Genomic DNA, 13,285 nt, shown 5'->3' on the forward strand with positions numbered 1-13,285 from the left:
TAAATGGTTTTGCAAACACATCGAATTCTAGTGATTAATCCAGGCTCAACTTCTACAAAGATAGGTGTCTTTGATAATGAAGAAGAAGTTTTTGAAAAAACGATTCGTCATAAGCCTGAAGAATTAACCCCCTACAAACGAGTAATTGACCAATTTGACTTTCGGAAACAAGTGATCTTGGACGAGCTTGATCAAGAAGGGATTAATATCGGAAAGTTAAGTGCTGTCTGTGGACGAGGCGGTCTCCTTCGACCGATCGAAGGTGGTACTTATGAAGTAAATGAAGCCATGCTTCAAGATTTGAAAGATGGTTATAATGGAGAGCATGCCTCGAATTTGGGAGGCATCATCGCCCATGAAATTGCGAAGGGTCTGAATATAGGTGCTTATATTGTAGACCCGGTGGTTGTAGATGAACTGGAAGATATTGCGAGAGTATCAGGGGTCCCTGAAATTCCTAGAAAAAGCATATTTCATGCCTTGAATCAAAAAGCAGTGGCAAGGAGAGCGGCGGTTGATTTACACCAGACCTATTCAAGCTCACGTCTCATCGTTGCTCATATGGGCGGCGGCATCACAGTCGGGGCTCACTTAGGAGGCAGGGTAATCGATGTAAATAACGGTCTTCACGGCGATGGTCCTTTCTCACCGGAAAGAGCGGGTACTGTACCTGCTGGAGACCTGGTTTCGCTCTGTTTCTCAGGTCAGTACTTTCGTGATGAAGTCATGAAAAAGCTGGTTGGACAGGGAGGTTTAATGGCCTACCTTGACACCAATGATGGCAGGGAAGTAGAGCAGATGATAGAACACGGAGACCGCAAGGCTAAGCTTGTATTTGATGCCATGGCGTATCAGATTGCTAAAGAAATTGGCAGCATGAGCGCAGCTATGGAAGGAAAAGTGGACGCCATTGTGCTCACTGGGGGACTGGCTTACGGGAAAGCGTTCGTAGAAGAAATATCAAAGCGCGTGCATTGGATTGCAGATGTGCTGGTCTATCCAGGTGAGAATGAATTGGAAGCTTTAAACGAAGGAACATTACGGATTTTAAATCACGAAGAAATACCAAAGCAATATCCTAATTTCGTTGAATAGAAAGGGGTCTCGTCATGGCAGAAGAGTATGATTTAGTGGTTTTAGGAGGAGGCACTGGCGGATATGTGGCCGCCATCCGTGCTTCAAAGCTGGGCTTAAAAACTGCAATAGTAGAAAGCAGAGAGCTTGGCGGTACGTGTCTGCACCGCGGCTGTATTCCTTCTAAGGCACTTTTACGAAGTGCAGAAGTTTACCGGCAGACGAAGGAAGCTGATACTTACGGTGTAGTGGCAGAGAATACGTCTCTCAATTTTCCGAAAGTACAGGAGAGAAAGCAGTCCATTGTCGACACGTTACATAAGGGTGTTCAAGGGCTGATGAAAAAAGGGAAAATTGATGTTTATGAAGGCTTTGGCCGCATCTTGGGCCCATCGATTTTTTCTCCAACTGCGGGTACGATCTCTGTGGAAATGAACAATGGTGAAGAGAATGAAATGCTTATTCCCAAAAATGTGTTAATCGCCACGGGTTCAAGTCCTAAGCTGCTCCCTGGAATGGAAGCAGACGGTACATTTGTGATGACATCGGATGAAGCTTTGAATATGGAAGAACTGCCTGAGTCCATCCTTATCATTGGAGGAGGGGTCATTGGAATAGAATGGGCTTCTATGCTTGCAGACTTTGGTGTGAAAGTCACGGTGCTTGAATACCTCCCTCAAATTCTGCCGACAGAAGATGAAGAAGTTTTTAAAGAGATCTTGAAACAGATGAAGAAAAAAGGAGTACAAGTCGTAACCAGTGCGAAAGTTCTCCCTGAATCATTGCAAACAAGTGAAGGCGTTTCCATCGAGGCTGAAGTGAACGAATCGACAGAAACATTTAAAGCTGAGCGAATGCTTGTATCGGTAGGACGCGCAGCCAATGTGAAAAACATCGGTTTAGAGAATACTTCCATTGAAGTAGATAAAGGTGTTATTCAAACGAATAAATTCTACCAGACGAAAGAATCCCATATTTACGCTATCGGAGATGTAATTGGCGGGATGCAGCTTGCTCATGTGGCTTCCCACGAAGGCATAACTGCCGTGGAACATATGGCAGATCAGCATCCACATCCGATTAATTATGAACATGTGCCGTCGTGTATTTATTCAAACCCTGAAGCAGCAAGCGTTGGGTTAACAGAGCAGCAGGCCAAAGAACAGGGGTTTGAAGTGAAAACTGGTAAATTCTCTTTTCAGGCTATTGGCAAGGCACTCGTATTCGGTGAAACAGATGGGTTCGTAAAAATCGTAGCAGATAAGAAAACCGATGATTTACTTGGTGTGCATATGGTAGGACCACATGTAACGGATATGATTTCTGAGGCTGGATTAGCGAAAGTTTTGGATGCCACTCCTTGGGAGATTGCAGAAAGCATCCACCCGCATCCGACTCTTGCGGAAGCTATTGGAGAGGCTGCCATGGCCGTAGACGGGAACCAAATTCATGGATAGACATTTAAGGAGGGATTGGAATGGCTGAGAACCGCCATCAATCACTAGGTTTAAGCGATGAACAAGTATTAGATATGTTTAGAACGATGCTCCTCGCAAGAAAAATTGACGAACGTATGTGGCTGTTGAATCGTGCCGGGAAAATACCTTTTGTTATTTCATGTCAAGGTCAGGAAGCCGCACAAGTAGGAGCCTCTTATGCACTGGATCGTGAAAAAGATTACGCTCTTCCTTATTACAGAGATATGGGAGTGGTGCTGTCTTTTGGCATGACTGCTCAAGATTTAATGCTTTCAGGATTTGCTAAAGCAGAAGATCCAAATTCAGGCGGACGGCAAATGCCTGGTCATTTCGGGCAAAAAAAGAACAGAATCGTAACCGGTTCATCCCCCGTTACGACGCAAGTACCTCACGCCGTAGGCATAGCGCTTGCAGCTAAGATGGAAAAGAAAGATTATGTATCCTTAGTAACATTTGGTGAAGGTTCTTCCAACCAGGGCGATTTTCATGAAGGGGCGAACTTTGCTGGTGTCCACAAGCTTCCTGTCATCTTTATGGTGGAGAATAATAAATATGCCATTTCTGTGCCAGTAGCAAAGCAATTGGCTTGTGAGAAAGTGTCTGATCGCGCGATTGGTTATGGCATGCCTGGCTACACAGTTGATGGTAACGATCCTCTTGCTGTTTATGAAGTAGTGAAAGAGGCAGCTGAACGCGGGCGTAAAGGAGAAGGGCCTACGCTGATCGAAGCGGTTTCTTACAGGCTGACTCCTCACTCCAGTGATGATGATGACCGTACGTATCGGGAAAGAGATGAAGTGGATGAAGCGAAAAAGAAAGATTCGATCGTAACGTTTGCTAATTATTTGCGTGAACAGAACATTTTAACGGAAGAAAAAGAAACAGAGTTGAATGAAGAAATTAATCAACTGGTCAATGAGGCGACTGAATATGCGGAAAATGCTGAGTACGCGGAAGCTGAGTCTGCATTGCACTATGTATATGAAGAGTAAGGAGGGGGAGACATAATGGCAGTAATTTCTTATATTCAAGCCGTTACCCAAGCTTTAAAAGAAGAAATGAAGCGGGATGAAAAAGTGTTCGTTTTAGGTGAGGACGTAGGGAAAAGAGGAGGGGTTTTCAGGGCTACAGACGGCCTTTATGAAGAATTTGGCGAAGACCGAGTAATCGATACTCCTCTTGCTGAATCCGCGATTGCGGGAGTCGGAATCGGAGCAGCTATGTATGGCATGAGACCGGTTGCTGAAATGCAATTCGCTGATTTTATCATGCCTGCTGTTAACCAAATCATTTCAGAAGCAGCTAAGACACGCTACCGCTCCAACAATGACTGGCATGTTCCGCTTACGATTCGTGCACCATATGGAGGCGGGGTCCATGGCGCTCTTTACCATTCACAATCAGTTGAAGCCGTATTTGCTAATCAGCCCGGCTTAAAAATTGTCATGCCTTCGACTCCCTATGACGTGAAAGGATTATTAAAAGCGTCTATTCGTGATAATGACCCGGTATTATTTTTCGAACATAAACGAGCGTACCGCTTAATTAAAGGGGAAGTTCCAGAAGAGGATTACACCCTTCCAATTGGAAAAGCAGATGTGAAGCGGGAAGGATCAGATATTACAGTTATTACTTATGGGTTATGTGTACACTTTGCTCTACAAGCAGCAGATAAGCTGGCTGAAGAGGGGATAGATGTTCATATATTAGATCTGCGAACCGTGTACCCTCTTGATCAGGAGAGTATTATTGAGGCAGCGAAGAAGACAGGAAAGGTTTTGTTGATTACGGAAGACAATAAGGAAGGCAGCATTATCTCTGAAGTCTCAGCGATTATCAGCGAAAATTGCCTGTTTGACCTTGACGCTCCTGTCAAAAGACTGGCTGGTCCGGAAGTTCCATCGATGCCTTATGCACCGACGATGGAGAAGTTCTTTATGATGAACCCGGACAAAGTAGAAAAGGCGATGCGAGATCTCGCTGAATTTTAATTAAGGAGGGATAGTAGTGGGACTAGAAAAGATCAATATGCCTCAGCTTGGCGAGAGTGTAACCGAAGGAACGATAAGTTCCTGGTTAGTTAAACCTGGTGATACGATCAATAAATATGACCCAATTGCTGAAGTCATGACCGATAAAGTAAACGCTGAAGTACCTTCTTCCTTTACCGGAGTCATTAAAGAATTAGTGGCTGATGAAGGTGATACGATTTCTGTCGGAGACCTGATGTGCTACATCGAGGTTGAGGGGGCAGGTTCAGAATCAGCTGATGCGAAAGACGAGACTGAAAAGAAAGAAACTGAAGCGAAGCAGCCCAGCCAGGCTCCTCAGGAAAAACAACAGACTACAAGAAAATCAACCCAGAATAAAAAACGGTATTCTCCAGCTGTCATGACGCTCGCTCAGGAACATGACATTGACTTGAACCAAGTAGACGGCTCAGGTAGAGGCGGAAGGATTACTCGCAAAGATATCGAGAAGCTTATAGAGAGCGGAAGTATTCCTAAGTCTGGAGAGGCACAGGCTGAAAAGCAGGAAGCACAAGCACCATCTGAGGAAGCTCCTCGTCAGTCTGAAGCTAAACAACCAGCTGCTCGGAATGTGCAGGCAGCGGCAGGTGATAAGGAAATCCCTGTAACAGGGGTAAGGAAAGCAATCGCTGCGAATATGGTGAAATCAAAAACGGAGATCCCTCATGCATGGATGATGGTAGAGGTTGACGTTACGAATCTCGTCAATCTAAGAAATGCCAAGAAAAAGCAATTTAAAGAAAATGAAGGCTACAGTTTGACGTATTTTTCGTTTTTCGTAAAAGCTGTCGCTCAGGCATTAAAAGAATACCCGCAGCTTAACAGCACGTGGGCGGGTGATAAAATCATTCAACGGAAAGCCATTAACTTAAACATTGCTGTTGCAAATGAGGATCAATTATTCGTACCGGTGATCCGTGATGCTGATGAGAAGAGTATCAAAGGCATAGCCAAAGATATTACGGAACTAGCCATGAAGGCACGGCAAGGTAAATTGAGTTCTCAGGATATGGAAGGCGGCACATTTACGGTTAATAATACTGGTTCGTTTGGATCCGTCCAGTCTATGGGTGTCATTAACCATCCACAGGCCGCTATTTTGCAAGTGGAATCAATCGTGAAAAAACCTGTCTACCAGGATGGGATGTTTGGTGCGCGTGATATGGTTAATCTCTGCCTATCTCTCGATCATAGAGTACTCGATGGCTTGGTAGCAGGGAACTTCCTCGCACGAGTGAAGGAAATCTTAGAAAGAATGTCAGAGGACAATACGTCGATCTACTAAGATTTAAGGGGGATATGGAGCGCCATCTTCCATGAAGCATGTAAATAAAAATCAGCCCAAAGGTGTGTGAATCCACTGCCTTTGGGCTGATTTTTATTTTTCCAGGTTGTGGAGACTGCGGTAGTATTCGTAGATAGCTGAAAAGTCTAGATCGCCATATCCGTTGACATTTGCTTCACTAAAGGCTTCCTTTACGATATTCGTTATTTTAAGAGCCGCATGGTGATCAAAACCCGATAAGGAGGCTAAATGGAGATCCTTATGCATATTTTTTAAAGAAAATTCCTCATCATAATTGTCCTGCCTGAGTTTATCAGCCTTCATTTTTAAAAATGGAGCGGCTACAGGCATATCAGGCAGCGTATCCAATAGAAAGTCCTTTTCCAAACCAAGCTTTTCTCCCAACATCATACCTTCTGTGAAAACGGCCATATTAGTAGCAAGCATTAAGTTTACGACCATTTTAAGAGAGGTTCCATGGCTCACAGGACCTACGTGCACAGCCTTCTTTCCCATAATTGAAGTGTAAGGAGCGATCTCGTTTACGTCCTTTTCTTCACCTCCTAATAAAAAGACAAGCTCACCCTGCTCTGCAGGTCCTTTTGTACCTGCAACGGGAGCATCCATAAATCTTACATCCTCCTTTAGAGCAGAATCGTAACAGAGCTTTGTAAATGCGGGATGAACCGTACTGCAATCCACCCAAAGGGAGCCGGGTTTCATCGATTGAACAAAACCAAGGTCCCCTAGCGCTGTTTCTTGTACAGCGTCAGGCCCTGTAAGCATCGTAAATACAAGGTCAGCATCTTCAACAGCTTCATGGAGAGATTCATTGAGATGGGCTCCTTGATTAATTAGCGGGGCTGCTTTTTCTTTTGTACGGTTGTATACGGTCAAATCCACATCACCAGCCGCTAAGTTTGACGCCATCGCTCCTCCCATGACACCTAATCCAACAAACGTTACATTCATACTGGCCCTCCTTAAAGGTCTCATTTTATAAATACATCCCTTTTTTAACCGGGATTTAAACGTGTGTGAAAGGAAGAAAATCTTCAATTGAAAATAAGTGAGCAGGAATGCTATGGTTAAATTAACATAAAGGCAGGTGGAAAAGTTGATGAAGAATCTTAGTAAACAGCAATCACCTAGAACGAGACAAACGATCCTTGAAGACTTAAGGTCCTTAGGGGTAAAAAAGGGGACATCCTTGCTTGTGCATTCATCTTTATCTTCTATTGGCTGGGTGAATGGTGGGGCGGTTGCAGTGAATTTAGCATTAATGGATGCCGTTTCTAATGAAGGAACCATCATCATGCCATCGCAATCAGACGATATGTCTGACCCCGCAGAGTGGACAAACCCGCCTGTTCCTGAGGAATGGATTGAGGAAATTGAAAGAACTCTTCCCGCCTACCATCCTGACTATACTCCTGCATTAAGAATGGGCAGGATTGTAGAAGCTTTTCGTACCTTTCCTGATGTAAAAAGAAGTGCTCACCCTCTTTTATCCTTTGCCGGTTGGGGCAGAAACAGTCGGACTGTAATAAAGGATCATTTTTTTCATACGGGACTTGGAAAACTTTCACCGTTACAAAAACTGTACGATCTTGACGCGCACGTGCTATTCCTTGGCACTTCTTATGAGAGCTGTACTTGTTTTCATTTAGCGGAATATCGTATTCCAAAGCAAACGGTAACTACGAGAGGTGCGCCTGTACTTCACCACGGGAGAAGAGTGTGGGTAAAAACGAATGATATTGAGTTCAGGGATGATTTATTCGGAAAAATCGGCGTGGAATTTGAGCAGAAGCATGAGGTGGCAGAAGGTCAGGTAGGTTCAGCTTCAGCCAAATTGTTCTCCTTGAAGGAAGCCGTGGATTATGCAGAGTTGTGGCTGAAGGACTATGATGACGAGTGAAGCCTTTTACACGAATGGCTAAGTATCTAATCGGCAAGCAAAGAAGAGGTGACTAAATGGGTTCGCGAATTATGCATTTGTTAATAGCTGATAAAGTAGCAGATCAATTAGATGTTGTAACCAATAACAATCTTTTTCTACTTGGAGGAATCGCCCCGGATGCTTTGATCCCGAAGACCCATTCTCATTTTTATAAAGGAGAGGTAAATAGATTTACACGTGAGGTTGATTTTATCGGTTTTTATGAAAGGCACCAGAACGAAGCTCCATACGAGTTTATTCTTGGGTATTTTACCCATCTTGTAGCAGACGATCTTTGGCTGAAGGGCTTTTACCTTCCCTGGTTGAAAAATCGAATGAATCATGACCCTGCGATGTACGATCGCTACCATCGGGATTTTCAATTGTTAAATGGCAAATTACTGGATTATTATAAGAAAGCTGAACGGTTTAAGCGGGAATTACACTATGAAAACGTGAACTTTCAAGCAGATTTTTTTCATTCAGAAAAGTTAAAAGATTTTCTCCATGAAATATTTGCGGATATCGATGATAACTCGAAGAGTCGATCAGAACCGCTGGATGTTCTTTCGCTCGAACAGATCATTGGTTACATAGAGTCCAGTTCCCTGAAAGCAATTTTGCATATCAGAGAACTTGGGCTGAAAGTTGATTTATAAAGGAGGGCTTACTTTTCCATTAAGAATCGCTTCCACTAGTAAATCGCAATGAACGGCTGATCGTAGCAGGGACGACGGATAAGTGATTTTCCCCTTCTGCTTCAAAAAAACCCACGGACAGCCGGCTGTTGGCGGCTCTCTGTAAATCAACCGCTAACTCCTTAGGATCCGTTACCATGTATTCTTTTTCTTCTGACCCCGCTGATAAAAAAAGCCGGGGCTTGAAATTTACCTTTTCCAGTTTTTCTAAAAATGCATGCCTTTCGCTAAGCACCGCCTGATTATTCCACCAAATTGAAGGGCTGGTTGCAATATAATTTGTGAAAAGTCCCGGATTGGTAAAAAGAGCATATAAGGTAAATAATCCTCCCAGAGAATGGCCGAACAGCGTCTGACTTGAAACGCATATAGGATATTGATTTCGCAGAAAAGGCTTAAGATCATTTTTAATAAAATTGAGAAACAAATCTGCACCGCCATTTTCCGGCCATTCACCTCCTCTAGGGTGAGGGGGAAGGTCGTTAGAGACTGCAGGAGGAGTAAAATCAAAAAATCTTCTGTCGGGAGCAAAATACTTTTCTCCAGGATAGGCAATGCCTATCACTATGGCAGCTTGAACAGCGGTTTTATCGGACCTCCTTGATTGAAGACCATTCGTTTCTTCCACTAAATGGAAAAAGGCGTTTCCGTCCAATACATAAATGACAGGATAACCAGAGGGAGGAGGGGGTTCTTTTGGCTGTGAAACTAAAATACGATAAGAATAATCAGGTTCCTTTTCGTCTACTATCCATTCATCGATCTTTCTTTTTTCTTCATGGCTTTTAATTAACCGTATTTCCATTACTTAATGCTCTCCTTTTCTATATCAGTTTCGCTGGTATTCTCTTGGAGTGCACTTTCATAACCAAAACAGACTGGTGCTCCATTATAAGGATCAATCATGGTCCTTGCGTGGATATGAAACACCTTTTCAAGGACTTCTGAATGAATGATTTCCTTTGGAGTGCCTGTTGTAATAATTTCGCCATTTTTCATGGCGACAATCTCATGAGAAAATCTTGCCGCTTGGTTGATGTCATGCAGCACCATTACGACCGTACAATGGTGGGCTTCATTCAAGTGTTTAATGATTTCCAATACTTCAAGCTGATGTGCCATATCCAAGTAGGTGGTGGGTTCATCGAGAAGCAGAATTTTTGTCTCCTGTGCAAGGGCCATGGCGAGCCACACTTTCTGCCCTTGTCCCCCTGATAGAGTAGCGAGCTTGCGGTTGCGAAACGTATGAATACGCGTAATATTCATCGCCCACTCTATTACTTCCTTATCTTTTCGGGTGAGCTTGTTCATGTTTTTTCTGTGCGGATACCTTCCATAGCTTACCAGTTCCTCCACAGTTAACTCCCCAGGAGCTTCAGGTTGCTGAGGGAGTAAAGAGAGCATTTGGGCAACCTGCTTGGTAGGGAGGGTATGCAGTTCTTTACTTTGTAAATATACCTGTCCGTACGTATGTTTTAAGATACGTCCCATCGTTTTCAGCAAGGTTGATTTTCCGCATCCGTTTGGGCCGATCAAGGTCGTAACTTTTCCTTCAGGAATTCTCAAATTGAGCTGCGTAAAAACCGAATGGTTGTCATAACGGGTTTCAATATCAACGGCTTTTAGAATATCCAAGTGAACATCTCTCCTATGCTTTTTCTTTAAGTAATAAGTATAAAAAATAGGGAACCCCTATGATGGAAATGACGATGCCTACAGGAAGTTCAACTGGGGCAAAAACGTTTTTTGCAATAAAGTCAGAAATCAGAACAAGCAGCATACCAATTGTGCCGCAAATGGGGAGAATGTGCCGGTGATTTGTCCCGACCAGCCGTCTTGCTATATGAGGCGCCATTAGTCCAACAAAGCCGATACTTCCTGAAACCGCGACGCAGGCACTGACAAGGCCAATGCTCGTTAACAGCAAGATCGCTTTTTCTTTTTCTACAGCCACCCCAAGGCTTTTCAAGTTTGTCTCGGATAATTGGAATAAATCCAGCATGTAAGCTTTTCGAAAAATAATGGGAACGAGCACAACGAGCCACGGCACCATCGAGAGAATATAGAGCCAATTGGCATTATAAATACTTCCTGAAATCCATACAGTAGCCATTTCAAAATCCGATGCCTTCATCTTTAGAGAAATATAGAGCGAAAAAGCACCGAAGCCTGATCCAATAGCGATTCCTGTTAATAGCAGCCGCTGGGGATCAAGAGAACCATGCCTATAAGAAAAGCTATAGATGATGAATGCAGCTGCAAGGCCGCCTGCTAGACCGAAGAGGGGCTGAATCATAATAGAAAACCACTGATCCGGATTTAATTCAGATTGGAAAAAGAACATAAATAAAACAATGGCTGCACCGGCTCCAGCATTGATGCCCAAAATTCCCGGGTCTGCAAGTCCGTTTCTTGTAATTCCTTGAATGACGGCCCCGGCGATTCCTAAACCTAAACCCACTGCTGACGCAATAACGATACGTGGAAGACGGAATTGATAAATGACGAGATCTGTATCTGATGTCGACTGGATACGGAAAAAAGCCCGGAGGACATCATTGAATGAGATTTCGAAAGTTCCATTCATCAGGCTAATGATCATGGTACTAATGATCAGCAATAGAACGGCAGCTAATGTACTGTAAAATTTTACTCCTGAATTAGACAAATTGTTTCCCTCCTTTCGTTCTAATTAAATAGAGAAAGAAAGGAACTCCAATTAATGAGGTTACTACCCCGATAGGAGTTTCAAAAGGGTAATTAATAAACCGGCTGATGAGGTCACACAAAGCAAGAAAGACTCCTCCGATTATTCCTGCGCAAGGGATCGTCCATTTATAATCAATTCCCACTAAATACCGACTGATATGAGGAATGATCAGTCCGACAAATCCAATTTTTCCAACGAGAGCTATAGAAGTTCCAGTTAATAGCACGACAGCGAGCATAGCCATTGTTTTTACCAGCCTGGTTCTCTGCCCTAAATTCGTTGAAACTTCGTCTCCTAAAGATAGGATAGTTATTGATTTAGAGATGGATAATGCAAAAAGAAGTCCTAAGATTCCAGCAGGAATGGCAAGTCTAAGTGTATCTAAATCAATTTGGTGAAGTCTTGCGTTATACCAAAAGCTGATGTTTTGGGAGACTTGAAAATAGGAAGCGATGGCAGCAGAAATACTATTGAGGAATGTTCCAATCACCGTCCCGATGATAGCCAGACGTACAGGTGATAACCCATTACGGAGCAGGGATCCAAAACCAAATACAAGGCCTGCGCCGAGAGCTGAACCAGTCATGGAGAAACCAATCATCTGCAGGGCAGAAAGATTTGGAACAATTACCATACAAAGTGTAATGACAAAGGCAGAACCATCGGACACTCCCATAATAGAAGGGGATGCAAGATAATTTCTTGTCATCCCCTGCATGAGAGTTCCTGATATGGCGAGAAATGCTCCGACTATAAGAGCAGCTAACACTCTCGGCAGCCTTGATGTCATGATGATCGCGTGGTTTACATTGCCGCTGTTATAGTGGAACAGTGTATTCCTAACGACTTCTATCGTGAGATCCTCTGATCCATAAAGGACCGACATAAGCACTACCGCACCTGTAAGGAAGGGTGCGGTCATAATTATAAAAATGGGTACTAAAGGCTTTTTCGCCATGACATTCAACTCACCTTATCATTGTTTAACTAAATTCTCTTCCACCGCTTTTAAAAAGGCGGTTTTACTCCAGGCAGTTCCGCCTTGAGCCATTGGATCTACTTTATTTATGAATACGTGTTCTTCTTTAACAGCCTTCATACTTTTCCAGATCGGATTTTTTTGCAGCTCTTCCAATGCCTGCGGATTATCAGCATTTTCGCTTTCGGCAAATTGAACAAACAGATAATCAGGATTCATTTCGGCAAATTTTTCTAAGGAAATCATCTCCTGAGCTTTTACAGCTTTGATAGTTTCCGGTACTTGAAGTCCTAAATCTTTATATAAGACAGGATTGAAATATACACTTTCGGAATATAAGAAAATATTTCCCCCGCGGATTCGAGCTACTACTACCTGTTTGTCTTTAAGTCTATTGCCAAGTTCTTTTGTGAGATGATCTGCATCCTCTTTATATTGACTTATGATTTCCTCTGCTTTTTCTTTATTTCCAGTCAGCTTTGCCATGAGGTTTAAGTTTTCTTCCCAGTTCGTAGAAATATGGGAGACCGGAAACATAGGAGCCACTTCGTTTAGCTTTTCGGCAACTTCAGGCTGGAATTTTGAACTCCCCATAATCACATCAGGCTTTAACTTAAGTAATGTTTCATAGCTGGGCTGTTTCTTTTCACCTATAGATTCAGCACCCTTCAGTTCCTCTGCTAAGTATTCCGGAATCTGTCCGCCGACGGTTATTGTTCCAACAGGCTGAACTCCGAGAACGGCAGCATCTTCCATCGCTTCCAGGCTGGCAGTGGCAATGTTGTTCACTTCTTTAGGAATCGTATATTGTTTATCAAGATATGTGATTGTCTGTTCCTGAGGTTCTTCAATTTTGGATTCATCATTATGATCTGAGTCACTCGATTCATCACTTGTAGCATTACTTGACTCGTTACATGCTGCTAGTAATAAACAAAGTAAAGCAATAATTCCTGTCCAGCGTAGATATTTCCATTTTTCTTTCATTTCCTTACCCCCTATGATTTTAACAATGTTAAATGTACTTTGCTGCATTTGGATAAATGGGCAGCAAAGAGAAGATTAAGTCATTCACTCCTTACTTTAACT

13 protein-coding genes are annotated in these 13,285 nt (G+C 43.2%); 7 read left to right on the forward strand and 6 right to left on the reverse strand.

Annotation, left to right across the window (positions count from 1 at the left end):
* Nucleotides 1-3 precede the first annotated feature (3 nt).
* The 5 genes from buk to MUN89_RS11375 are packed head-to-tail and all read left to right on the forward strand — an operon-like array spanning nt 4 to nt 5,867.
* Nucleotides 4-1,095 carry a butyrate kinase gene (gene buk, locus MUN89_RS11355; RefSeq protein WP_244707802.1) on the forward strand — a complete coding sequence of 364 codons (1,092 nt, stop codon included), beginning with the start codon at nt 4-6 and terminating at the stop codon, nt 1,093-1,095.
* Between the two features lie 14 nt (nt 1,096-1,109).
* The gene (gene lpdA / locus MUN89_RS11360) at nt 1,110-2,531 is read left to right on the forward strand and encodes a dihydrolipoyl dehydrogenase (protein ID WP_244707804.1); all 1,422 of its coding nucleotides are present in this window, start codon (nt 1,110-1,112) and stop codon (nt 2,529-2,531) included.
* A gap of 20 nt (nt 2,532-2,551) precedes the next feature.
* Nucleotides 2,552-3,544, forward strand: a complete 993-nt coding sequence (locus tag MUN89_RS11365; protein WP_244707806.1) for a thiamine pyrophosphate-dependent dehydrogenase E1 component subunit alpha — start codon at nt 2,552-2,554, stop codon at nt 3,542-3,544.
* 15 nt (nt 3,545-3,559) lie between these two features.
* On the forward strand, nt 3,560-4,543 hold the full coding sequence (locus tag MUN89_RS11370; RefSeq protein ID WP_244707808.1) for an alpha-ketoacid dehydrogenase subunit beta: 984 nt from the start codon (nt 3,560-3,562) through the stop codon (nt 4,541-4,543).
* 16 nt (nt 4,544-4,559) lie between these two features.
* Nucleotides 4,560-5,867 (forward strand): dihydrolipoamide acetyltransferase family protein, encoded by a 1,308-nt coding sequence (locus tag MUN89_RS11375; protein WP_244707810.1) that lies wholly within the window; start codon nt 4,560-4,562, stop codon nt 5,865-5,867.
* 93 nt (nt 5,868-5,960) lie between these two features.
* Here the strand turns inward: MUN89_RS11375 and MUN89_RS11380 are convergent, their stop codons facing one another.
* The gene (locus tag MUN89_RS11380; protein ID WP_396265982.1) at nt 5,961-6,863 is read right to left on the reverse strand and encodes an NAD(P)-dependent oxidoreductase; all 903 of its coding nucleotides are present in this window, start codon (nt 6,861-6,863) and stop codon (nt 5,961-5,963) included.
* Nucleotides 6,864-6,987: 124 nt separating this feature from the next.
* Between MUN89_RS11380 and MUN89_RS11385 the strand changes: the two genes are divergently transcribed.
* Both MUN89_RS11385 and MUN89_RS11390 read left to right on the forward strand, forming a co-directional pair.
* Entirely contained in the window at nt 6,988-7,788 is an 801-nt protein-coding gene (locus MUN89_RS11385) for an AAC(3) family N-acetyltransferase (RefSeq protein ID WP_244707813.1), read from the forward strand.
* A gap of 56 nt (nt 7,789-7,844) precedes the next feature.
* Complete coding sequence (locus tag MUN89_RS11390) at nt 7,845-8,468, forward strand: zinc dependent phospholipase C family protein (protein ID WP_244707815.1); 624 nt, start codon at nt 7,845-7,847, stop codon at nt 8,466-8,468.
* A 19-nt stretch (nt 8,469-8,487) separates the two neighbouring features.
* Here MUN89_RS11390 and MUN89_RS11395 read toward each other — a convergent pair whose 3' ends face one another.
* The 5 genes from MUN89_RS11395 to MUN89_RS11415 are packed head-to-tail and all read right to left on the reverse strand — an operon-like array spanning nt 8,488 to nt 13,183.
* Entirely contained in the window at nt 8,488-9,312 is an 825-nt protein-coding gene (locus tag MUN89_RS11395; RefSeq protein ID WP_244707817.1) for an alpha/beta hydrolase, read from the reverse strand.
* Entirely contained in the window at nt 9,312-10,142 is an 831-nt protein-coding gene (locus MUN89_RS11400; RefSeq protein WP_244707819.1) for an ABC transporter ATP-binding protein, read from the reverse strand. Before MUN89_RS11400 ends, MUN89_RS11395 begins: the two co-directional genes overlap by 1 nt.
* A 13-nt stretch (nt 10,143-10,155) precedes the next feature.
* Nucleotides 10,156-11,109: a FecCD family ABC transporter permease gene (locus tag MUN89_RS11405; RefSeq protein ID WP_244713735.1), complete on the reverse strand. Its 954-nt coding sequence runs from the start codon at nt 11,107-11,109 to the stop codon at nt 10,156-10,158.
* A gap of 58 nt (nt 11,110-11,167) precedes the next feature.
* A complete protein-coding gene (locus MUN89_RS11410; protein ID WP_244707820.1) occupies nt 11,168-12,175 on the reverse strand; it encodes a FecCD family ABC transporter permease in 1,008 nt (335 codons plus the stop codon).
* Between the two features lie 18 nt (nt 12,176-12,193).
* Nucleotides 12,194-13,183 (reverse strand): ABC transporter substrate-binding protein, encoded by a 990-nt coding sequence (locus tag MUN89_RS11415; protein WP_244707822.1) that lies wholly within the window; start codon nt 13,181-13,183, stop codon nt 12,194-12,196.
* Between the last annotated feature and the right edge of the window lie 102 nt (nt 13,184-13,285).

The organism is Halobacillus salinarum (genome assembly GCF_022919095.1).
In the GTDB taxonomy this organism is placed as follows: Bacteria; Bacillota; Bacilli; order Bacillales; family Halobacillaceae; genus Halobacillus_B; species Halobacillus_B salinarum.

Bases quoted from the DNA above. Each gene is read 5' to 3' on its own strand.
- MUN89_RS11410 (WP_244707820.1), bottom strand. From the start codon at position 12,175: ATGGCGAAAAAGCCTTTAGTACCCATTTTTATAATTATGACCGCACCC.
- MUN89_RS11395 (WP_244707817.1), bottom strand. From the start codon at position 9,312: ATGGAAATACGGTTAATTAAAAGCCATGAAGAAAAAAGAAAGATCGAT.
- buk (WP_244707802.1), top strand. From the start codon at position 4: ATGGTTTTGCAAACACATCGAATTCTAGTGATTAATCCAGGCTCAACT.
- MUN89_RS11405 (WP_244713735.1), bottom strand. From the start codon at position 11,109: ATGATCATTAGCCTGATGAATGGAACTTTCGAAATCTCATTCAATGAT.
- MUN89_RS11385 (WP_244707813.1), top strand. From the start codon at position 6,988: ATGAAGAATCTTAGTAAACAGCAATCACCTAGAACGAGACAAACGATC.
- MUN89_RS11390 (WP_244707815.1), top strand. From the start codon at position 7,845: ATGGGTTCGCGAATTATGCATTTGTTAATAGCTGATAAAGTAGCAGAT.
- MUN89_RS11415 (WP_244707822.1), bottom strand. From the start codon at position 13,183: ATGAAAGAAAAATGGAAATATCTACGCTGGACAGGAATTATTGCTTTA.
- MUN89_RS11365 (WP_244707806.1), top strand. From the start codon at position 2,552: ATGGCTGAGAACCGCCATCAATCACTAGGTTTAAGCGATGAACAAGTA.
- MUN89_RS11380 (WP_396265982.1), bottom strand. From the start codon at position 6,863: ATGAGACCTTTAAGGAGGGCCAGTATGAATGTAACGTTTGTTGGATTA.
- lpdA (WP_244707804.1), top strand. From the start codon at position 1,110: ATGGCAGAAGAGTATGATTTAGTGGTTTTAGGAGGAGGCACTGGCGGA.
- MUN89_RS11370 (WP_244707808.1), top strand. From the start codon at position 3,560: ATGGCAGTAATTTCTTATATTCAAGCCGTTACCCAAGCTTTAAAAGAA.